Below are 23726 nucleotides of genomic sequence, written 5' to 3'. Positions count from 1 at the left end.
TCCTGCTCAGTCGCGCGTCGCGAAACTCGCAGCCAGCGACCTCGCCGGCTACTCATGACGTACTGTCGGATGAATCTTCGACGCTCGCCCATCTCGATGACCCGTTCAATCGATCCCCGTGGAACGACTACCGTGTCGTGCTGCAGTAACGGACCGAGTCAGTCCTCGGTGAACCGTCAGGCTTCAAACTTTTGGGCGATTGAAAGCCGCGTGCAAATGGGGGCGTCTGAGTAAGAACGCGGGCCCGTGCTGACGTACCCGTTAGCACACGAAATGAGTGGGGCGACGATGCGACCAGGGTTGGGCTGCCTCCAATTCATATGCCAGCCCGAGCAAAGTCGCTTCCTGGCCCTTTCGAGCGAAAAACTGGCTGCCGATCGGGAGTCCCTCGCTGTCCCAACCGAGAGGGACGGACATCGCCGGCGTACCACAGGCGTTGTGGATAGGTGTGAACGATGCGTAGTTCATCAATCGCCGCTTAAGCTGGGTGTATGACGTCGATGCATTCAGTTCTCGGAGGCCAAGAGAGGGCACTCGTCCTTGACAGACCGGAGAGAGCACGACGTCGTACGTCTGCAGAAGCAAATCGAGTTTCTCAGAACAGCTCTCGACAACGGGAGCAGCGGCCTGAAGTAGCGCTGTGGCGCCGCCGCGGCTCAGCGTCTCTTCCCGAAGCCCCAACGTCCAAGCCTCGAAATGGTCACTAAGTGTGAGCGGCCCTGCGAGTGCGGCGATCGAATCGACGGTCAGTGCGGCCATCGACATCCAGATGGACATGAAAGCTTCGGTGAAGCTCTCGAATTCAAAGGGCAGGGACACCGGCTCGACACGGTGCCCGAGGTTCTCACAGAGCTTGGCCGTGCAAACGATTGCCGCAGCAACCTCAGCGTCCAAAGGAACGCCATTGCCGAGGTCGAGCAGAAGGCCGATTGTCAATTTTCGATCGCTCGGCCCCTCCACGAATCCGAGCGGAGGGAGCCCGGATTCGCGCGACTCCACAATGCTCATTAGGCGCGCGTTGTCCCGCACGCTCCGACTGATCGCGCCGTCGTAGGCGATGCCGAACGGATAATCGTGCGCATGAGCCGATAACGTGCGGCCCCGCGAGGGCTTGAGCGTGAACAGGCCGCAATGTGAGGCCGGGATGCGTAGCGAACCACCCCCATCGTTCCCATGTGCCATCGGGACGATACCTGCGGCCACCGCGGCGGCCGCACCTCCACTCGAGCCACCCGCGCTGTGCGACAAACTCCAAGGGTTACGGGTGGGACCGTAGAGAACATTTTCGGAACTTTCCGTCAGGCCGAATTCGGGCACGTTGGTGACACCCAGGATGTTCAATCCTGCCGTCTCGGTCGCTTCAACGAATGGAACACTGACCTGCGACACGTTCCCGCGCATCGCGCGCGAACCCAAAGTCATAGGAACTCCTTCTGCCTCGCTGATATCCTTGAGCAACCAAGGGACGCCCGCGAAGATTCCATGGGTGGGCTGCGTCGTGGCTCGCATGCGCGCCCTGTCATAGGTCTTGTGAACAATCGCGTTGACGGTTGGATTGATAGATTCGATTTTTCGAATCGTGTCTTCGGCCAGCTCCTGCGGGCTGGCTTTTCGCGTACGCACTAGCTCTGCAAGGCCGGTTGCATCAAAATCGGAAAATTGGTTCGTCATGCTGTCTCCAAGGTGGTTTGCTGGATGGTAGGCAGGCTTGTCGGCACTTCGAAGGTCTGCAGATGCAGACGGTCGCTCCCCCACCGCTCATCCCAAATGCCCCCATCATTTAATCCCGAGAGCCTTCGAACTCTGAGCTCTCAGTTGTTGGTTTTAGGAAGACTGAGCCGTCAGCTGGACCCTGAGGTCTTCTTGCGGGATGCGGTGCGACTCATACAGCAGACGATTGCCTTTCGCAGTGCTTGGTGGGGCTTGGCCATCGACCGCGGACCGCTACAGGCTCCAAATATCCTGCAAGCCGACGTTCTTGGTCTGCCGGAAGATGTTGCAGGCAATTGGCGACAAGTCTCAGTGGGGGACCCCTTCGCACGAGACGCTATGGACCATATGGGGCAAGCGCGTCGGCTGGCGCTTCGTGACCGTCGGCCCGGGGGGGACGGGCTGCCCGACTCATTGGCCGAATTCGCAGTAGTGCATGAAATCCACCATGCCATGGGAATTTGCCTGGATGAGGAGGCCACAGGCCAGCTGTTCTTCTTGGTGCTGTACCGCGGCGAGGGTGACAGCCCGTTCACGGACGGCGAGGCCGTATGGTTCCAGGAGCTTTCTCGGCATGTGGTTCAGCTCTGGTATTTCAATCTCCTAGAGGCGATATCACGGGTGTCCGACCATCGAATGGAAGCGCTCGCTCTGGTTCGTGCCGACGGACACTTGCTATTTACGGGCGGCGTGTTTTGCGAACTGCTCTATGAACTGTGGCCCGACTGGGATGGCGTCGACCTTCCGGAGGATCTCGTAAGGCGCTTGCATGACTCGCCGTGCATGGTGCGGCTCGGCAAAGGTGCGTTGAATGTCCGTCCACAGGGCGACCACTTCAGGATCGAGCGGATGGAGCCCGGCGCCATAGGGATCAACCTGTCGCCGCGAGAACGGCGCGTGGCCCACCTGTTTGCTGCTGGCATGACCCACAAGGAAATCGGTCGCCGCCTATCACTGTCACCTGCTACGGTGCGAACTTACCTGCGGCAAGCCTATATTCACCTTTGTGTCAGGAACAAGGTTGAACTTAATGAAGCCTTGTCTTGACACCGGCGCAGCTGCCCGAAACGAACTCGACTGAATCTCCGGCCCAGAATATTCCTGAGCTAATTCGGTGAGTTAGGACTTCGTAGAAAAAACCTCTCGACGCAGGCAAGGATGTCATCGGCAGTCTTCGACTATGTGAGGGGCTTCGGCTTACGAGAGCGCTATCGCATTGCTTGACCGCGCTCGCCAAGCTCGGAGGATATTTGGTTCGCAAGCAAGGGCGATTGCCGCCGGACAGCGCCGTCAAGTGGCGAAGCCACACTCGTCTTACCGACATTGTCTTCGGGTTGCAGATCGCGAATTAAATTGTGGGTACTTGAAAGGATGTATGACCGCTTGCGGAACAACCGTATTCCCGATGCCTTGGCGCGCAAGGTCGATGCAAAGCTCGAGCGTATCGATCACCGCATCGGCAGCACCGCAGACGGCGCTGCAGATCGTCACGCCGCCGCCGGCCATGCTGCCCGCTACGACGGTTTACGTGGACAGGAGGTGGCCAGACACCTGGCCGGCAATCCGTTGGCGCCGAGCTGGCGCAAGCGCCGTCGGGCCGCACCTCGTATGAGCCGCTTTCTACCGGAAGAACACTGGGACGTAGTGAAGAGCGCGATTGAAGCGATGCCGTTGGGCCGCGAACGCGAAGGGCTGCTTGCATCGCCCTGCCGACGGCTGTTTTCGCTGCTCTACATCGGTGGGCTGCGCGTGTCCGAGATCTGTGACGCCCACATGGGCGGATTCTTCAACCTACGTAGCGCAGATGGGCGCGAGCGCCGGTGGCTCGAGATCACTGGCAAAGGCAGCAAGACCCGTTTGGTGCCGACGCATTTGACCCATTCACGCAATGTCTGTGGCACGCAGCCGATCTTCGGTGCAATGGACTCGACTGCCGCCCGAAGCGACGAGTTCTCTCCCCGGTGCTCCTGCAGCATCCTAACCGCACGCTCACGGACCTCCGATGAGAACTTGTTCGACTTATTCATGGCTTCATCTTCTCAAGAGTTGAAGCCTCCTCAAAAACCGGGGCGATTCATCCGCAAATACAACGAGCAACCCAAGCCCGTGAAGTGGAAGCACTTCGACCCATCACGGCGAATTACTTCCGATTCAATCGTTGCGGCCCACGAACTCACATCAATGTATTGCCCGATGGCATCAGGAATGAGCGCAGGCGCTGGGCTACTGCCCTGTAGCCACCACCCGACACTGCAGGGTAATAGTGACCGTCGCCCCGACCGCCAACGTTGCCAGGGTGATGCCTGGCGCTGTGGTCAGCGCAGCGGCCGTCAGAGGGCCCGTGCAGGTTGCCGCTGGCGTGCAGGTGGGTGCAGCCAGCGGCGGTGGCGCCGTCACGCAGTCGAGCCCAGTGGGCACGGTGTCCAGCAAGCGAGCGCCGGTCACTGGCACAGCGCCATCATTGGTCACGGCGATCGTGTAATTCACCAGTCCGTTCGTGGGCACACTGGCCGGCAGGCCGCTTTTGACGATCTTCAGATTGCCCACAGACGTGTTGGTGAAGGTGCAGGTGATGTCCGCGCCTGCGGCCGTGGCGGCGGCATTCAGGGTGACGGTGCGCGTGGCCAGATCTGGGGTGGCCGTGCCACCTGGAAGACCCGTGCAAGCGATGCCACTAAGCACATAGCCGGCCGGTGGCGCGCCTTCGGTGATTGTTGTTACGCCCCCCGCGGTGGTCAATCTCTGTGGCGTGCCGTTTACCGGCGTGCCAGCAACGGTGGTGGTGAGCGTCTGCGCCCCGATACCGTTGGTGCCGGTAAAAGCAAACGCGCCGATACCGCCCACGCTCACCTTGCTGATCGTTACGCGCGCCGCAGGCTGGTCGATATCGGTCGCAGTGTTGTTAGTCGAAATCGGATCCCGGACACTGCTGGGCGCGCTAACCGTCGCGGTATTCACTAAATTGCCAGTGGCGATGGCGGAGACAGTCGCAGTTACAGTGAACGTGGCGATGCCTCCAGAAAGCAGATTGACTGCCGCGGTGTTGATATTGCCGCTACCCGAGGCTGGGCCGGAAGAGCCGACACTGTAAGCCGCCGTCCAAGTCGCACCGGTTAGGGCCGCAGGGAAATTGTCTGTCACGGTGGCGCCCACAACTGAATTGGGCCCGTTATTGGTGACCACAATCTGATAAGTCACGGCTTGGCCGGGCAAATACTCGGTCTGGTTATTGGTCTTGGTAATTGCCAGGTCGGCTACTGGAGCGACACTGGCGGACAATGTATTGGCGTCAGCAGCAGCCGTGCTCTGAGTGCTCGGATAGGCCCCGCCCCCCCAGCCACGCAGGTCGATGCTGAATACCAATTGCGTGACCGTGCCAGTAAAGCGAGTGCTGCCGCACGCAGCCAGATTAAGGTTGCATTCGAAGCTCATAGTGGCTGCAGCCACATTATTGGTTACCGTCACCGGCGGCGTGGTCACGGCGAAGGCGGAATTTCCACTGACCCTAGTCAGGGACGGTGTGACCGATGTCGCACCGTTGAAGGCACTTGTTAGAACATAGATTGCATGGAATCTGTTACTCCCCGCGCCCGTTGCGCCAAGACCACCAAAATGCAATATAGGGTCGGTAACCGGCTGACTGAAAGTCACAGTCATGGTGCCGCGATTATTGCAGATGGTGCCACTTACCGACACGCCAGGATCGGGACATCCGGTGCCCCACAGATCAACAGAAGCGGCCGGGCTTGAAAGAGTTGCGTTGGTGTAATCCGTGGCGGTCGAAAACCCAATGGCACCCAAAGTTGAATTGGCGGTACGCACGCCATAACTGTAGATACCACCGCTAGTTGTAGCCGTGGTAGAAAACGTCACCGTGATATTGGTGCCATTGTTATAGCGGAAGGTACTAGAACCGTTTTGCCCCGCCGTTCCGCTGACAAAGGCACCAGGCGGTTGATAGGTCTGCGCCTGTGCCGTCGGGATAAGTCCCGCCGCCAAAACTCCCGCCAATGGGAGCACCCAGCTAGTCAAAAAACAGCGCAACAGCTTCATAGCATCCTTCAGGTTGGACAGCATTGTTGTTAGCCGCACGTTTGTAGACTTCATGTCTTGAGCCTCTCCGACGGGACTTTTCGTGTGGCTGGATGGGTCATTTACTTTTCGCATATCGGGGACAAGAGTTCTTAGTGTTCCGTGGAGTATGGGGAGAAGGGTCAACACCTGTCAGCAAGCCTGATTCATTGAAAATCATGGCTCCTTCGTCTATAAGCTCAAACCAATCGCACACTGGGAACTTTGGCCGAAAATGGCTCCTGGCGCGCCTTACTTTCCCGTTTCTTTCTCCTAGGGGTATTTCATCAATTGGCCAGGTCATGGCCGCCCGCACATACCCTATAGGTAGCTTTTCCGCACAGCTAAGAAGCAACGCATTCAAGAGGAAGGGAGCTTTGGTCAACAAGTCAGTAAGCGAGCAGGCCAACGGGCGGGTAGAGCGTTGATCGAAGGCGCCAAATCGTGTAAGGACCTGCGCGACAGTGATTCGCGACGGCTTGAGGTACCCCGGGTGCTGCAACCGGTGGGGGGTCTGTGCCACCTTCTGTTGGGCATATGTCAAAGCAAGCATCGCTGTAAACCTCTGCAAAGACCTTCTAGAGCGTCTTTGTCGACATGCATTCGAATGCGAAACAGATGTATTCACCGATATTTCCTTTTTTGCAACCGATCCCGTTTGGGGACCGAAGTTGCCCGCGAACGGTCAGTACGTGCCGACCAGATTCAGGAAAAATCCCTTGTACTTGTAGTCAAACTTTGTGAGGTCGTCACTGAAGTTGGTGAAGTTGTAGCCAATGCCCACGCGCAGGTTCTTGCCAATATCGCGATCGACGCCAGCCATCCAGCCCTTGCGCGTACCGCCGTCCTTCACAGCAAGCACTCGGTACTCGGCCAGCGCGTGCCACTGCTCGGGCAGTTCGTAACGAACCTGTGCACCAAAGAAGGTCGTGGCTGAATCAAACCACTGGCCTGTACCTCGCCCGAAACGGGCCTCGCCCTGCCGACGCGCTATCTTCGCGGCGAACTCCCAGTTGCGGTCGTACTTGTAGATGCCCTCCAGCGAGAGGATGTGCGACTTTTGGTCGTATTGCGCCCCCCCAAGCTGACCCAACGTGGCGAGGTCATAGAGGTAGGTGTAGCGGCCAAGCAGCGCGTAGCGCGCTTCGTTGTACGGCCGCCATGCAAAGCCGACACCACCTTCGATGTACTTCGCGCCAGCGGCGGCATTGACGTTGTCCTTGGTGTCTGAGTAATTGAACTTGGCTGACAGGCGCCAGCTCTCATCAATCTTGTGGTTAATTCGATTGGTCAACACCCATTGAGTGCGATCTTCCGCGCCGGTGTCGCGACGCCATTCGACCTTGCTGGACCAAGTGGTGTCGGGTGATGTGCGGCCAGCGCTGATGCTGATGGCGCGCCGATGCACGTCGCCGTTCACACCTTGGAGTTCTCCTTGCTGCAATGTGAAGCCAGCGTTCCATCCCACGGCTGGATAGAAGTCCATGCCGAAGGTGTTGGCCAGCCCGTTGCCCGTATTCGGGTCCTTGATGTACTGGCTTTCATTGAACAGGTTCGACTTTTCGGTCAGACGCCAGCGTTGACCCAACGTCCAGCCACCCTGCTGGCGTGGGTTGAAGAGCGAGTCGTATTCGCTTGTATCGCTGGTGGCCGTGAAGCTGCCGTACAAGGTGTGCTCCGGCGTCATGCGATATTCGGCACTGACCGTGGCCGCGTTGCCGCGGTCACCCTTGGTACTTTCAATTCCGATCGTCGACAGGTTGGCGAAGCGGTACTTGGCCCCCAACGTGTAGGCATCGTTGTCGGCATAGCGGCCACCATCGTCATCGAGCGTTTTCTGAACGATGCCGTAAACATCGAGGTTCGGCGTGACGCGGCGCGCATACTTGACGGCGCCCAGTGTGCCGTTGACATCACTGGAGCTGCGTTGCTGCGTGACGCGCCGAATCTCGACGTTCACTGTGTCGTCTTCGGTCGGACGCCATTGGCCCGTGATCTGCAACTGCTGCAGTGAGTCACCACCCCGCTCGATGCGACTCGTAAGCGCATAGATCGACATCGTGTCACTGATCTCACCGCGCAGGTTGGCACCGATCTCTCGGGTCTCAAGCCCGATGTCGTTGCGCGCCACCGAATAGCCTGCACCGACCTTGCGCCACCAGGCTCCTAGCGACCAGTTCCGATCGGTCCAGCCCAGTTCCTTCAGGTTGACCTGCGCTTCGAGCGCCGTAGCACTGCCTTCGCGGTGCCCAATACTCGCATTGGTCTGTGTGAAGTTGAAGCCGCCGTTGGTCGAATAGAACACCGGCGTGCCCGTGGCTTCCGTTTTGCTGTGCTCCAACTTGAGGAAGGTCCCACGGCCCGCCTGCAGCGTGAGGTCTACGCCTTTTAGGCTGTAGTTGTCGCCTCCGCGCTTTTCTTCGACCCAGGTCCCGCCGACGGCAACGTTGTCGCTCACCCACTGCTTGGCGCGCACACCGGCCGCGAGATTGCCGGCGGTGAAATCGCTTGGCACCCATTCATAGTCGACGAGTAGTCGCTGCTCATAACCGCCCAGTGGCGTGTCGCGGGTGATGCTGGTGACGTTGTCGCTGGTGATCTGCGACAGCGGCTTGGTCAGCAGGATGCGACCCTGCAGTTCGTTGATGGTGTAGTCCGTCCCGCGCACCAAGGTCACCCGGTTCTCGACGCTTCCTGTGCCGGGGTTGCGCACTTCGAGCGTGACGATGTCCGAACCTGGCAACAGGTCGGTGTGGCGCAGGTAGTAAAGGCTACCACCGGTTCCGATGAACTCACTGTGGCCGGGCGCGGTCTGTGCTTGCGAGGCAAAGGCCCGCACTGTGCTGCGCGCCTCACCCCAGGGGTTGGTGCCCGTTGAACGCCAGTTGAGCGCAGCACCATATAGCGAGCGCACGTACTGCGCGTACTGAGTGCCTGTGAAGCCGGTCGCGTAGTTGCCCCAGAGCGCCTGGCTCTTGTCCCAATCCACGCGCAGGTAAAGCCGCCCCTGAGTGTCGACGTCGCGATAGGTGGTGGAGTCATCGCCATAGACCGGGTAATACTGATTCGGGTCGAGCCGGCGGAATATGTCTGTCGGGTCGGCGCGGCCGAACCCCGAAAACAAATCGCGGATATCCCGTTCCTGCGTGTCGGCTTGAGCTGTGATCAGGTACTTGCCATCGATCTTTGCCTTGCCATAGAACGCGAGCCGACCATTGGTCAGCAAGTCTTCATTGCGACCGTTGAGCGCCAGTTCCTGGCCTGGGCCCGTAGCCCTGTTCTGAAACACCGTGAGATCCGCAATGCCGACGCCGAAGAAATACTTGCCGGTGACATCGACGTCCATCGCGTGTGTCAACACGGTGCGGTTCTCGCTGTCCTTCAGCGCCAACTTGAAACTATGCCGGCCGATGGGTTCGAGAAACTCGGCCACGAACTTGCGTTCGAGGTCGACCGGGTACTCCTCGCCGTTGATCTGCAGGTTGTGGTCGGCCGGCAGGTTGCGCCCCTGGATGCGGATGCGCGAACCGTAGATCGCAATGTTCTGCTGGCGTAGACCGTTGCCGCTGAACACACTGCTCAATTGACTCTGCGACTGGGCCTGCTGTGTGGTCAGCGCTGCGCCGAGCGTGCGCTCGACGCTGTCACGCAGCATCGTAGCGCCGCGCTCGGCCTCTTCCGTACGTACCAATTGCAAGGTGCGGGGCAACGTTTCATCCACAGCACCACCGACGCCCCACGCGCGCAACACGTAGACCAGTTCGTCGCCTTGTCGCAATGGAAAGCGCGCGTTCATCGCACCGTCCCAGGTCGCGCGACTGACCGCCGCAACCGGCATCGGAACACGTGCGAGCGGCTCCGTAAGGCTGATATCGGTGGCACGATAGACCGTCAACTCGAAACGCTCGATGAAGCCGGGATAGTTGCTTCGAACGAAGAACTCCACCGGCTTCGTAATGCGGCCACTCTCGAACGTGACCAGTGCGGGGCCGGAGACGCTGAGTTCGGGCACACCGAGTTGCGGGTCTTCGGTGGCCCAAATCACGCCGCCGTTAGGTAACTGCAGCGAGAACTTACCCGCCGCACTCGCCTTGCCGGGCAACGGCGCGGCCTTGGGGTTGTCGACTTCCACCAGTACACGACGATCCGGCTGCAATGCCTCGGCGCTTGAGCGCTCGCTGGTATCGCGGCTAACAGGGGCACGGGCGCCACGAGTCTGCAACTGGAACAGGATGCCTTCGTCGTTTTTGCAGCCGCTCTCGCTGCATTCGGCTTCCTTCAGCGAGGTTGCGGATTGGGTCGCACCTGCCAACGGTCTGGCCGGTGATTGCGCCGCTGCCAACGAGCTGGCGCTCGAGAAAAGGGTCAACAGCGCGTAGTCGAGAAGCTTCATTTTCATGATGGATTCCCGTTCATTGCCGTCCGGAGCGCAGCATGGGCTGCACCTCGGGAAGCGTTTCGACGCGCACTTTCGCTCGCACCTCGGGGTTGAGTTGTTGAGCGATGGCGTCGTAGACCGCCTTTGCCCGCCTGAGGCCCAGGGCCATGTTGTGGGCGTCGGAGGCCCGTTTGTCCGCGTGACCGACGATATTGACCACGCCGCCCTTGCTCGCATCGATCTGCTTCGCGATCTGCGCCAGCAACACGTTAAAGCGCGGCTTGATCAGCGCTTTGTCAGTGTCGAAGAGCACGGTGCCTAGGAGAATCTGGCCTTGCTGAACTCCGACCACGGTGCTCGCCGGTTGACTCAACTCGGTACGCGCGGTGATGCGCGTGGCCTTGACCGCTGCCGGCGAAAGCATGCTCTTGAGCGCGGCTTCGACAGCCTGAACGCGGCCCAACGCAAGCGCCTCCGCTTCGCCATTGGCACGGATCACAAGATCGCCGCCGCCGTACTCGTTGACCTTGGCGGCCATCTTCTCGACCACGGGGAGGTAGTCCTGACGTAGATCGGCACTACCAGGCGCGAACATCACTTCACCGAATTCGATGTCGATCTGTTCCTTCTGTCCGGCTATCAAACCGTTTGGCAGCTTGACGCCGAAGTCGAATCTCACCGGCAGACCCGGCGTGATACGTCGCACCAGCGGGTTGGCCGTGGTGAATGCGGCGCCATCGGGCAGCGTGGACGGATCGACCTTCAGGATGAAGTTGCGGCCCCGGTTGCTGTCGCCGCCCAGGATGCCGGTCAGGTTGTAACGCCCGAACTGGTCGGTTTCGATGAGCAAGCCCTCCACCGAGGCGATACGCACGCCCGGGATGCCGCGTTCGTCGATGCCGGCGTTGCGCACGATGTAGTCGACCACATAGCCGTCTTCTGTCTGAGCGATGCGTCGCTCGACGGTCGGCTCGGCGCCGTTCAGACCCTTGGCCGCATCACCGCTTTTTTCAATCGTAGTTTTTCCTGCAGCATCCATGCGTAGAGTGACCCCTTGGCTGCTGGTGAGCACAAGATCGTTTGTGAAGCTTGGCTCGCGCAGGCGCTGGCGGATCACCACCTGGTGGTTCTCAACCGGGTCAGCTTCGGACTGACGACCGGAAATTGTGCCAATCGCGATGCCATGCAGCATCGGCGCGCTAGCGTCCGGCTCGGGCTGCGGACCTTGACCGCGGTCGACCGTCGTCGAGCCAGCGATGTAAGCCTCCGGTGCAAAACCACCCTGCACGCGCAGGCCGCTCAGGGTAGCCGGGTCTTGCCAGCCGTCGCCATCGCGGTCGTCGAATACCGTTCCCAGGATCAACGATTCGTCAACCAGCGGATCGGCCACCACCGAAACCTGTGCGGTCGCGATGTTGGAGATCGTGCGGCCACGACTGTTCTGCGCCGACGCCTGATTGATGTGCAGTCCCTGCCGCACGCCGGCACCGACCCTCAGCAAGTAGCTAATCGTGGCCTGCTTGCCAATCGCGACGTCAATGCCTCCGATCTGGATCGGGTAGGCGCTGCCGCTGACCGTGAAAGCACCGTCACCATCCGCAACTGCAACCGAGCCGGCCACATAGCTAAAGCCCATGGGTGGCGTGTCGGTGATTCGCGCGTTGACCACGTTACTAGCGCCGATGTTGGTTACCGTGAGCGTGTAGCGCACCAGATCACCGACCTTGGCTTCACGCACCGCCGAGGTCTTGACGATGCTGAGTTGCGCCGGAATCTCGACCGGGATACTGACCGAGCAGGCGCTACCGCATGCCGGATCGATGTCGCCACCATTGATCAGATTCAGCAGGTCGGATACGCCCGCTGGGATTGTGTCGGGGACGGTAAACACGACCGTGACAACGGCGGTACCGCCGGCCGGCACGCTCGCCACTGTGAGAGTGACAGAGCCACTCCCTGTGACTGGGCTACCGAAGCCACTGGCACCGCTCACGCTGGTCAGCGTGGCGCCCAACGGCACGTTCTCGGTGAAACGGTAGTTATTGAATGCCGTACCGCCGCTATTGCTCAGCGTGATGGTGTAGGTCAGCTGTTCGCCGGCCTCCGCGACACGAGGCTGGGAGCCGGTTTCACCAGTGAGTTGCTTCAATGGCGTGACGTATGCAGCGGTCGGCGTCACCACGCAAGCCGTACTCGGGCAAGCCGGATCAGGCGTGCTGGTTGGCTTGGCGATGTTGCTGACTGCGGCGGTGGTGATCTGTGCGCTGACACGTGCCACAAGGGTGACTACCAGGCTACCGTTGGCCGGCACCGTGAGGTTGCTCCACGTCGTGGTCTGGCCGCTGTTGGCACCACCATTGCTCGATGAGACATAGGCGAGGCCCAGGCTGAGCGTGTCACTGAGGTTGTAGTTGCTGACAGCAGTACCGCCCGCATTGGTCAGCGTGATGCTGTAGGTCAGCATTTCACCAGGCTCGGCAATACCCGCTTGCGCGCCGCTCTCGGCGCTGAGTGTCTTGACCAGCGTCACGTTAGCCGAGGTCGGCGTTTCCACACAGCCTGCGCTCGGGCAACTCGGATCTGGCGTGCCAGTCGGCTTGGCGATGTTGCGTACCGTGGCACCCGTGAGTGGCGTACTTACGATAGCGCGCACCGTCACCACCAGGCTGCCCGAGGCGGGGATCGTCAGACCCGTCCACGTCGTGCTCTGCCCCGCATTCACACCACCATTGGTCGAGCTCACGTACGTCAGGCCCGCGCTCAGCGTGTCCGTCAGCGCGTAGCCCGTCACCGCCACCGTGCTCGGGTTGGCAAGCGTGATCGTGTACGTCAGCGTTTCACCAGCCTCAGCGATGCCCGCCTGCGTGCCGCTTTCTCCAGCCAGCGCCTTGGTCAAGGTCACCGCCCCGATCGGGTGGCTGGTCGTGCACACGCCGCTGGCCGTGCAGGTCGCTCCAGTCACCGCGTTGTTCACCGTGCCGGTCGCACCAGCGTTCACCGTCGCCGTGTAGGTCACCGCGTAGGTGCCCGCCGCCGTGCCCGAGGGCAGCGTGAACGTGCGCACCTGGCCACTGCCGCCGGCCGTGTACACGCCCGCCGAGGTCACCGAGCCGAACGTCAGGTTCGCACCCAGCGTGTCCGTCAGCACCGTCGCCGCCGTCGTCGCCGAACCAGTCACCGTCGCCGTCAGCGTGTAGCTGATCGTCTGCCCAGCAACCACCGTCGAGCCCGTCGCCGGCGTCGCCGTCTTGGCCACCGTCACCGTGCTGGCCGTCGGCGTCACCACGCAGCCCGTGCTCGGGCAACTCGGATCCGGATCACCAGTCTTTTTCGCAATGTTGTTGATGCTCGAGGACGCGATCGGCGTGTTCACCGTCGCCACCACCGTCACCACCAGGCTGCCCGAGGCGGGGATCGTCAGACCCGTCCACGTCGTGCTCTGCCCCGCATTCACACCACCATTGGTCGAGCTCACGTACGTCAGGCCCGCGCTCAGCGTGTCCGTCAGCGCGTAGCCCGTCACCGCCACCGTGCTCGGGTTGGCAAGCGTGATCGTGTACGTCAGCGTTTCACCAGCCTCAGCGATGCCCGCCTGCGTGCCGCTTTCTCCAGCCAGCGCCTTGGTCAAGGTCACCGCCCCGATCGGGTGGCTGGTCGTGCACACGCCGCTGGCCGTGCAGGTCGCTCCAGTCACCGCGTTGTTCACCGTGCCGGTCGCACCAGCGTTCACCGTCGCCGTGTAGGTCACCGCGTAGGTGCCCGCCGCCGTGCCCGAGGGCAGCGTGAACGTGCGCACCTGGCCACTGCCGCCGGCCGTGTACACGCCCGCCGAGGTCACCGAGCCGAACGTCAGGTTCGCACCCAGCGTGTCCGTCAGCACCGTCGCCGCCGTCGTCGCCGAACCAGTCACCGTCGCCGTCAGCGTGTAGCTCAGCGTCTGGCCAGCAACCACCGTCGAGCCCGTCGCCGGGGTCGCCGTCTTGGCCACCGTCACCGTGCTGGCCGTCGGCGTCACCACGCAGCCCGTGCTCGGGCAACTCGGATCCGGATCACCAGTCTTTTTCGCAATGTTGTTGATGCTCGAGGACGCGATCGGCGTGTTCACCGTCGCCACCACCGTCACCACCAGGCTGCCCGAGGCGGGGATCGTCAGACCCGTCCACGTCGTGCTCTGCCCCGCATTCACACCACCATTGGTCGAGCTCACGTACGTCAGGCCCGCGCTCAGCGTGTCCGTCAGCGCGTAGCCCGTCACCGCCACCGTGCTCGGGTTGGCAAGCGTGATCGTGTACGTCAGCGTTTCACCAGCCTCAGCGATGCCCGCCTGCGTGCCGCTTTCTCCAGCCAGCGCCTTGGTCAAGGTCACCGCCCCGATCGGGTGGCTGGTCGTGCACACGCCGCTGGCCGTGCAGGTCGCACCGGTCACCGCGTTGTTCACCGTGCCGGTCGCACCAGCGTTCACCGTCGCCGTGTAGGTCACCGCGTAGGTGCCCGCCGCCGTGCCCGAGGGCAGCGTGAACGTGCGCACCTGGCCACTGCCGCCGGCCGTGTACACGCCCGCCGAGGTCACCGAGCCGAACGTCAGGTTCGCACCCAGCGTGTCCGTCAGCACCGTCGCCGCCGTCGTCGCCGAACCAGTCACCGTCGCCGTCAGCGTGTAGCTCAGCGTCTGGCCAGCAACCACCGTCGAGCCCGTCGCCGGGGTCGCCGTCTTGGCCACCGTCACCGTGCTGGCCGTCGGCGTCACCACGCAGCCCGTGCTCGGGCAACTCGGATCCGGATCACCAGTCTTTTTCGCAATGTTGTTGATGCTCGAGGACGCGATCGGCGTGTTCACCGTCGCCACCACCGTCACCACCAGGCTGCCCGAGGCGGGGATCGTCAGACCCGTCCACGTCGTGCTCTGCCCCGCATTCACACCACCATTGGTCGAGCTCACGTACGTCAGGCCCGCGCTCAGCGTGTCCGTCAGCGCGTAGCCCGTCACCGCCACCGTGCTCGGGTTGGCAAGCGTGATCGTGTACGTCAGCGTTTCACCAGCCTCAGCGATGCCCGCCTGCGTGCCGCTTTCTCCAGCCAGCGCCTTGGTCAAGGTCACCGCCCCGATCGGGTGGCTGGTCGTGCACACGCCGCTGGCCGTGCAGGTCGCACCGGTCACCGCGTTGTTCACCGTGCCGGTCGCACCAGCGTTCACCGTCGCCGTGTAGGTCACCGCGTAGGTGCCCGCCGCCGTGCCCGAGGGCAGCGTGAACGTGCGCACCTGGCCACTGCCGCCGGCCGTGTACACGCCCGCCGAGGTCACCGAGCCGAACGTCAGGTTCGCACCCAGCGTGTCCGTCAGCACCGTCGCCGCCGTCGTCGCCGAACCAGTCACCGTCGCCGTCAGCGTGTAGCTGATCGTCTGCCCAGCAACCACCGTCGAGCCCGTCGCCGGCGTCGCCGTCTTGGCCACCGTCACCGTGCTGGCCGTCGGCGTCACCACGCAGCCCGTGCTCGGGCAACTCGGATCCGGATCACCAGTCTTTTTCGCAATGTTGTTGATGCTCGAGGACGCGATCGGCGTGTTCACCGTCGCCACCACCGTCACCACCAGGCTGCCCGAGGCGGGGATCGTCAGACCCGTCCACGTCGTGCTCTGCCCCGCATTCACACCACCATTGGTCGAGCTCACGTACGTCAGGCCCGCGCTCAGCGTGTCCGTCAGCGCGTAGCCCGTCACCGCCACCGTGCTCGGGTTGGCAAGCGTGATCGTGTACGTCAGCGTTTCACCAGCCTCAGCGATGCCCGCCTGCGTGCCGCTTTCTCCAGCCAGCGCCTTGGTCAAGGTCACCGCCCCGATCGGGTGGCTGGTCGTGCACACGCCGCTGGCCGTGCAGGTCGCACCGGTCACCGCGTTGTTCACCGTGCCGGTCGCACCTGCGTTCACCGTCGCCGTGTAGGTCACCGCGTAGGTGCCCGCCGCCGTGCCCGAGGGCAGCGTGAACGTGCGCACCTGGCCACTGCCGCCGGCCGTGTACACGCCCGCCGAGGTCACCGAGCCGAACGTCAGGTTCGCACCCAGCGTGTCCGTCAGCACCGTCGCCGCCGTCGTCGCCGATCCGGTCACCGTCGCCGTCAGCGTGTAGCTCAGCGTCTGCCCAGCAACCACCGTCGAGCCCGTCGCCGGCGTCGCCGTCTTGGCAACCGTCACCGTGCTGGCCGTCGGCGTCACCACGCAGCCCGTGCTCGGGCAACTCGGATCCGGATCACCAGTCTTTTTCGCAATGTTGTTGATGCTCGAGGTCGCGATCGGCGTGTTCACCTTCGCCACCACCGTCACCACCAGGCTGCCCGAGGCGGGGATCGTCAGACCCGTCCACGTCGTGCTCTGCCCCGCATTCACACCACCATTGGTCGAGCTCACGTACGTCAGGCCCGCGCTCAGCGTGTCCGTCAGCGCGTAGCCCGTCACCGCCACCGTGCTCGGGTTGGCAAGCGTGATCGTGTACGTCAGCGTTTCACCAGCCTCAGCGATGCCCGCCTGCGTGCCGCTTTCTCCAGCCAGCGCCTTGGTCAAGGTCACCGCCCCGATCGGGTGGCTGGTCGTGCACACGCCGCTGGCCGTGCAGGTCGCACCGGTCACCGCGTTGTTCACCGTGCCGGTCGCACCAGCGTTCACCGTCGCCGTGTAGGTCACCGCGTAGGTGCCCGCCGCCGTGCCCGAGGGCAGCGTGAACGTGCGCACCTGGCCACTGCCGCCGGCCGTGTACACGCCCGCCGAGGTCACCGAGCCGAACGTCAGGTTCGCACCCAGCGTGTCCGTCAGCACCGTCGCCGCCGTCGTCGCCGAACCAGTCACCGTCGCCGTCAGCGTGTAGCTCAGCGTCTGGCCAGCAACCACCGTCGAGCCCGTCGCCGGGGTCGCCGTCTTGGCCACCGTCACCGTGCTGGCCGTCGGCGTCACCACGCAGCCCGTGCTCGGGCAACTCGGATCCGGATCACCAGTCTTTTTCGCAATGTTGTTGATGCTCGAGGACGCGATCGGCGTGTTCACCGTCGCCACCACCGTCACCACCAGGCTGCCCGAGGCGGGGATCGTCAGACCCGTCCACGTCGTGCTCTGCCCCGCATTCACACCACCATTGGTCGAGCTCACGTACGTCAGGCCCGCGCTCAGCGTGTCCGTCAGCGCGTAGCCCGTCACCGCCACCGTGCTCGGGTTGGCAAGCGTGATCGTGTACGTCAGCGTTTCACCAGCCTCAGCGATGCCCGCCTGCGTGCCGCTTTCTCCAGCCAGCGCCTTGGTCAAGGTCACCGCCCCGATCGGGTGGCTGGTCGTGCACACGCCGCTGGCCGTGCAGGTCGCACCGGTCACCGCGTTGTTCACCGTGCCGGTCGCACCTGCGTTCACCGTCGCCGTGTAGGTCACCGCGTAGGTGCCCGCCGCCGTGCCCGAGGGCAGCGTGAACGTGCGCACCTGGCCACTGCCGCCGGCCGTGTACACGCCCGCCGAGGTCACCGAGCCGAACGTCAGGTTCGCACCCAGCGTGTCCGTCAGCACCGTCGCCGCCGTCGTCGCCGATCCGGTCACCGTCGCCGTCAGCGTGTAGCTCAGCGTCTGCCCAGCAACCACCGTCGAGCCCGTCGCCGGCGTCGCCGTCTTGGCAACCGTCACCGTGCTGGCCGTCGGCGTCACCACGCAGCCCGTGCTCGGGCAACTCGGATCCGGATCACCAGTCTTTTTCGCAATGTTGTTGATGCTCGAGGACGCGATCGGCGTGTTCACCGTCGCCACCACCGTCACCACCAGGCTGCCCGAGGCGGGGATCGTCAGACCCGTCCACGTCGTGCTCTGCCCCGCATTCACACCACCATTGGTCGAGCTCACGTACGTCAGGCCCGCGCTCAGCGTGTCCGTCAGCGCGTAGCCCGTCACCGCCACCGTGCTCGGGTTGGCAAGCGTGATCGTGTACGTCAGCGTTTCACCAGCCTCAGCGATGCCCGCCTGCGTGCCGCTTTCTCCAGCCAGCGCCTTGGTCAAGGTCACCGCCCCGATCGGGTGGCTGGTCGTGCACACGCCGCTGGCCGTGCAGGTCGCACCGGTCACCGCGTTGTTCACCGTGCCGGTCGCACCAGCGTTCACCGTCGCCGTGTAGGTCACCGCGTAGGTGCCCGCCGCCGTGCCCGAGGGCAGCGTGAACGTGCGCACCTGGCCACTGCCGCCGGCCGTGTACACGCCCGCCGAGGTCACCGAGCCGAACGTCAGGTTCGCACCCAGCGTGTCCGTCAGCACCGTCGCCGCCGTCGTCGCCGATCCGGTCACCGTCGCCGTCAGCGTGTAGCTCAGCGTCTGCCCAGCAACCACCGTCGAGCCCGTCGCCGGCGTCGCCGTCTTGGCAACCGTCACCGTGCTGGCCGTCGGCGTCACCACGCAGCCCGTGCTCGGGCAACTCGGATCCGGATCACCAGTCTTTTTCGCAATGTTGTTGATGCTCGAGGACGCGATCGGCGTGTTCACCGTCGCCACCACCGTCACCACCAGGCTGCCCGAGGCGGGGATCGTCAGACCCGTCCACGTCGTGCTCTGCCCCGCATTCACACCACCATTGGTCGAGCTCACGTACGTCAGGCCCGCGCTCAGCGTGTCCGTCAGCGCGTAGCCCGTCACCGCCACCGTGCTCGGGTTGGCAAGCGTGATCGTGTACGTCAGCGTTTCACCAGCCTCAGCGATGCCCGCCTGCGTGCCGCTTTCTCCAGCCAGCGCCTTGGTCAAGGTCACCGCCCCGATCGGGTGGCTGGTCGTGCACACGCCGCTGGCCGTGCAGGTCGCACCGGTCACCGCGTTGTTCACCGTGCCGGTCGCACCTGCGTTCACCGTCGCCGTGTAGGTCACCGCGTAGGTGCCCGCCGCCGTGCCCGAGGGCAGCGTGAACGTGCGCACCTGGCCACTGCCGCCGGCCGTGTACACGCCCGCCGAGGTCACCGAGCCGAACGTCAGGTTCGCACCCAGCGTGTCCGTCAGCACCGTCGCCGCCGTCGTCGCCGATCCGGTCACCGTCGCCGTCAGCGTGTAGCTCAGCGTCTGCCCAGCAACCACCGTCGAGCCCGTCGCCGGCGTCGCCGTCTTGGCAACCGTCACCGTGCTGGCCGTCGGCGTCACCACGCAGCCCGTGCTCGGGCAACTCGGATCCGGATCACCAGTCTTTTTCGCAATGTTGTTGATGCTCGAGGTCGCGATCGGCGTGTTCACCTTCGCCACCACCGTCACCACCAGGCTGCCCGAGGCGGGGATCGTCAGACCCGTCCACGTCGTGCTCTGCCCCGCATTCACACCACCATTGGTCGAGCTCACGTACGTCAGGCCCGCGCTCAGCGTGTCCGTCAGCGCGTAGCCCGTCACCGCCACCGTGCTCGGGTTGGCAAGCGTGATCGTGTACGTCAGCGTTTCACCAGCCTCAGCGATGCCCGCCTGCGTGCCGCTTTCTCCAGCCAGCGCCTTGGTCAAGGTCACCGCCCCGATCGGGTGGCTGGTCGTGCACACGCCGCTGGCCGTGCAGGTCGCACCGGTCACCGCGTTGTTCACCGTGCCGGTCGCACCAGCGTTCACCGTCGCCGTGTAGGTCACCGCGTAGGTGCCCGCCGCCGTGCCCGAGGGCAGCGTGAACGTGCGCACCTGGCCACTGCCGCCGGCCGTGTACACGCCCGCCGAGGTCACCGAGCCGAACGTCAGGTTCGCACCCAGCGTGTCCGTCAGCACCGTCGCCGCCGTCGTCGCCGAACCAGTCACCGTCGCCGTCAGCGTGTAGCTCAGCGTCTGGCCAGCAACCACCGTCGAGCCCGTCGCCGGGGTCGCCGTCTTGGCCACCGTCACCGTGCTGGCCGTCGGCGTCACCACGCAGCCCGTGCTCGGGCAACTCGGATCCGGATCACCAGTCTTTTTCGCAATGTTGTTGATGCTCGAGGACGCGATCGGCGTGTTCACCGTCGCCACCACCGTCACCACCAGGCTGCCCGAGGCGGGGATCGTCAGACCCGTCCACGTCGTGCTCTGCCCCGCATTCACACCACCATTGGTCGAGCTCACGTACGTCAGGCCCGCGCTCAGCGTGTCCGTCAGCGCGTAGCCCGTCACCGCCACCGTGCTCGGGTTGGCAAGCGTGATCGTGTACGTCAGCGTTTCACCAGCCTCAGCGATGCCCGCCTGCGTGCCGCTTTCTCCAGCCAGCGCCTTGGTCAAGGTCACCGCCCCGATCGGGTGGCTGGTCGTGCACACGCCGCTGGCCGTGCAGGTCGCACCGGTCACCGCGTTGTTCACCGTGCCGGTCGCACCAGCGTTCACCGTCGCCGTGTAGGTCACCGCGTAGGTGCCCGCCGCCGTGCCCGAGGGCAGCGTGAACGTGCGCACCTGGCCACTGCCGCCGGCCGTGTACACGCCCGCCGAGGTCACCGAGCCGAACGTCAGGTTCGCACCCAGCGTGTCCGTCAGCACCGTCGCCGCCGTCGTCGCCGAACCAGTCACCGTCGCCGTCAGCGTGTAGCTCAGCGTCTGGCCAGCAACCACCGTCGAGCCCGTCGCCGGGGTCGCCGTCTTGGCCACCGTCACCGTGCTGGCCGTCGGCGTCACCACGCAGCCCGTGCTCGGGCAACTCGGATCCGGATCACCAGTCTTTTTCGCAATGTTGTTGATGCTCGAGGACGCGATCGGCGTGTTCACCGTCGCCACCACCGTCACCACCAGGCTGCCCGAGGCGGGGATCGTCAGACCCGTCCACGTCGTGCTCTGCCCCGCATTCACACCACCATTGGTCGAGCTCACGTACGTCAGGCCCGCGCTCAGCGTGTCCGTCAGCGCGTAGCCCGTCACCGCCACCGTGCTCGGGTTGGCAAGCGTGATCGTGTACGTCAGCGTTTCACCAGCCTCAGCGATGCCCGCCTGCGTGCCGCTTTCTCCAGCCAGCGCCTTGGTCAAGGTCACCGCCCCGATCGGGTGGCTGGTCGTGCACACGCCGCTGGCCGTGCAGGTCGCACCGGTCACCGCGTTGTTCACCGTGCCGGTCGCACCAGCGTTCACCGTCGCCGTGTAGGTCACCGCGTAGGTGCCCGCCGCCGTGCCCGAGGGCAGCGTGAACGTGCGCACCTGGCCACTGCCGCCGGCCGTGTACACGCCCGCCGAGGTCACCGAGCCGAACGTCAGGTTCGCACCCAGCGTGTCCGTCAGCACCGTCGCCGCCGTCGTCGCCGAACCAGTCACCGTCGCCGTCAGCGTGTAGCTGATCGTCTGCCCAGCAACCACCGTCGAGCCCGTCGCCGGCGTCGCCGTCTTGGCCACCGTCACCGTGCTGGCCGTCGGCGTCACCACGCAGCCCGTGCTCGGGCAACTCGGATCCGGATCACCAGTCTTTTTCGCAATGTTGTTGATGCTCGAGGACGCGATCGGCGTGTTCACCGTCGCCACCACCGTCACCACCAGGCTGCCCGAGGCGGGGATCGTCAGACCCGTCCACGTCGTGCTCTGCCCCGCATTCACACCACCATTGGTCGAGCTCACGTACGTCAGGCCCGCGCTCAGCGTGTCCGTCAGCGCGTAGCCCGTCACCGCCACCGTGCTCGGGTTGGCAAGCGTGATCGTGTACGTCAGCGTTTCACCAGCCTCAGCGATGCCCGCCTGCGTGCCGCTTTCTCCAGCCAGCGCCTTGGTCAAGGTCACCGCCCCGATCGGGTGGCTGGTCGTGCACACGCCGCTGGCCGTGCAGGTCGCTCCAGTCACCGCGTTGTTCACCGTGCCGGTCGCACCAGCGTTCACCGTCGCCGTGTAGGTCACCGCGTAGGTGCCCGCCGCCGTGCCCGAGGGCAGCGTGAACGTGCGCACCTGGCCACTGCCGCCGGCCGTGTACACGCCCGCCGAGGTCACCGAGCCGAACGTCAGGTTCGCACCCAGCGTGTCCGTCAGCACCGTCGCCGCCGTCGTCGCCGAACCAGTCACCGTCGCCGTCAGCGTGTAGCTGATCGTCTGCCCAGCAACCACCGTCGAGCCCGTCGCCGGCGTCGCCGTCTTGGCCACCGTCACCGTGCTGGCCGTCGGCGTCACCACGCAGCCCGTGCTCGGGCAACTCGGATCCGGATCACCAGTCTTTTTCGCAATGTTGTTGATGCTCGAGGTCGCGATCGGCGTGTTCACCTTCGCCACCACCGTCACCACCAGGCTGCCCGAGGCGGGGATCGTCAGACCCGTCCACGTCGTGCTCTGCCCCGCATTCACACCACCATTGGTCGAGCTCACGTACGTCAGGCCCGCGCTCAGCGTGTCCGTCAGCGCGTAGCCCGTCACCGCCACCGTGCTCGGGTTGGCAAGCGTGATCGTGTACGTCAGCGTTTCACCAGCCTCAGCGATGCCCGCCTGCGTGCCGCTTTCTCCAGCCAGCGCCTTGGTCAAGGTCACCGCCCCGATCGGGTGGCTGGTCGTGCACACGCCGCTGGCCGTGCAGGTCGCACCGGTCACCGCGTTGTTCACCGTGCCGGTCGCACCAGCGTTCACCGTCGCCGTGTAGGTCACCGCGTAGGTGCCCGCCGCCGTGCCCGAGGGCAGCGTGAACGTGCGCACCTGGCCACTGCCGCCGGCCGTGTACACGCCCGCCGAGGTCACCGAGCCGAACGTCAGGTTCGCACCCAGCGTGTCCGTCAGCACCGTCGCCGCCGTCGTCGCCGAACCAGTCACCGTCGCCGTCAGCGTGTAGCTCAGCGTCTGGCCAGCAACCACCGTCGAGCCCGTCGCCGGCGTCGCCGTCTTGGCAACCGTCACCACTGCCGCCGGCAAGATGGGCGTGGTGACTGTGCTCCTGCAACGGGCCGGCACCGGCGATCCGGTCGTGCAGGCCGCGTCACCGCCGCCGCTGACGATGGCGGTGTTGACAACGCCCGGCGCAGGAACCGCGACGGTGGGCGTCACCGGAATGACGAAACTGATGGACGCGCCGACGGCCAGCCCAGCCGGAATGGCGCAGGCCACGACTTGACCAACGGCAGAGCACCCCGCCGGCATCGCACCGAGGGTCAAGCCCGCTGGAATGGGGTCGTTCGCCGTGGAGGGCGCCGTGGTCGCTGCGGTACCATTATTGGTGACCACCAACGTGTAGCCAGCGACCTGACCCACCACAAAATTGGCTGCGCTGGCTGTCTTGACAATGGACAGCACCGGCGCCGTCACAGTGGTGACTTCCGGATCGGACCATTGGCACACGCCGCCGGGACCAGGCACCGCACATGTCATCGTGCTCGGCAACGTGACCGTAGCCGTGTTGGTGACCGACGTCTGCGCGAATGCCAGAGGTCCGGCATGCAGCCCCCCGAGACAAACGAGCCACATACAAGCGCGGCGGAGAAAACTCATATTGATCTTCTTTTTTCGGAAGCTTGCCGCCTCCATGGCCCCGGGCCGCTGTTCAGCGGCGGAAGCGAACTATTACGAACGACTCGAACCTCGATTCGTTACAAAGCAAACTCATCCCTCGTTGGTCATTGTGACAAAAACAGGTCAAAAGACCAATGATTTGCCGCATCGTTATAGGGAAAAGTTCACACAATTTCACAC

General features: G+C 63.9%; 6 protein-coding genes and 2 pseudogenes. 2 read left to right on the top strand and 6 right to left on the bottom strand.

All coding sequences use genetic code 11. The annotated features are described in order from the left end of the window. Positions 1–261 precede the first annotated feature (261 nt). The gene (locus ACAM42_RS06820) at positions 262–1671 is read right to left on the bottom strand and encodes an amidase (protein WP_369631518.1); all 1410 of its coding nucleotides are present in this window, start codon (positions 1669–1671) and stop codon (positions 262–264) included. 453 nt (positions 1672–2124) lie between these two features. Between ACAM42_RS06820 and ACAM42_RS06815 the strand changes: the two genes are divergently transcribed. After that, entirely contained in the window at positions 2125–2757 is a 633-nt protein-coding gene (locus ACAM42_RS06815) for a LuxR C-terminal-related transcriptional regulator (RefSeq protein WP_369631517.1), read from the top strand. Between the two features lie 824 nt (positions 2758–3581). On the opposite strand, the pseudogene ACAM42_RS06810 reads toward ACAM42_RS06815, so the two are convergent. From ACAM42_RS06810 to ACAM42_RS06795, 4 genes and pseudogenes are all read right to left on the bottom strand, one after another. Then, positions 3582–3737, bottom strand: a pseudogene (locus tag ACAM42_RS06810) (IS3 family transposase); the annotation flags it as partial. A 196-nt stretch (positions 3738–3933) separates the two neighbouring features. Then, the gene (locus tag ACAM42_RS06805) at positions 3934–5817 is read right to left on the bottom strand and encodes a hypothetical protein (RefSeq protein WP_369631516.1); all 1884 of its coding nucleotides are present in this window, start codon (positions 5815–5817) and stop codon (positions 3934–3936) included. Positions 5818–6466: 649 nt separating this feature from the next. Further along, positions 6467–10180, bottom strand: a complete 3714-nt coding sequence (locus tag ACAM42_RS06800; RefSeq protein ID WP_369631515.1) for a hypothetical protein — start codon at positions 10178–10180, stop codon at positions 6467–6469. Between the two features lie 13 nt (positions 10181–10193). After that, the gene (locus ACAM42_RS06795; protein ID WP_369632734.1) at positions 10194–22937 is read right to left on the bottom strand and encodes an isopeptide-forming domain-containing fimbrial protein; all 12744 of its coding nucleotides are present in this window, start codon (positions 22935–22937) and stop codon (positions 10194–10196) included. Here ACAM42_RS06795 and ACAM42_RS06790 point away from each other — a divergent pair. After that, positions 22924–23151 carry a hypothetical protein gene (locus tag ACAM42_RS06790; RefSeq protein ID WP_369632837.1) on the top strand — a complete coding sequence of 76 codons (228 nt, stop codon included), beginning with the start codon at positions 22924–22926 and terminating at the stop codon, positions 23149–23151. The genes ACAM42_RS06795 and ACAM42_RS06790 overlap by 14 nt on opposite strands. Here the strand turns inward: ACAM42_RS06790 and ACAM42_RS06785 are convergent. Then, positions 23085–23405: pseudogene (locus ACAM42_RS06785) on the bottom strand (hypothetical protein); the annotation flags it as partial. The gene ACAM42_RS06790 and the pseudogene ACAM42_RS06785 overlap by 67 nt on opposite strands. Positions 23406–23726 lie beyond the last annotated feature (321 nt).

The organism is Variovorax sp. V35, from assembly GCF_041154465.1.
Taxonomy (GTDB): domain Bacteria; phylum Pseudomonadota; class Gammaproteobacteria; order Burkholderiales; family Burkholderiaceae_C; genus Variovorax; species Variovorax boronicumulans.
The sequence above is the reverse complement of the archived record's forward strand: the minus strand, read 5'-3'. Positions and strand labels throughout refer to the sequence as shown.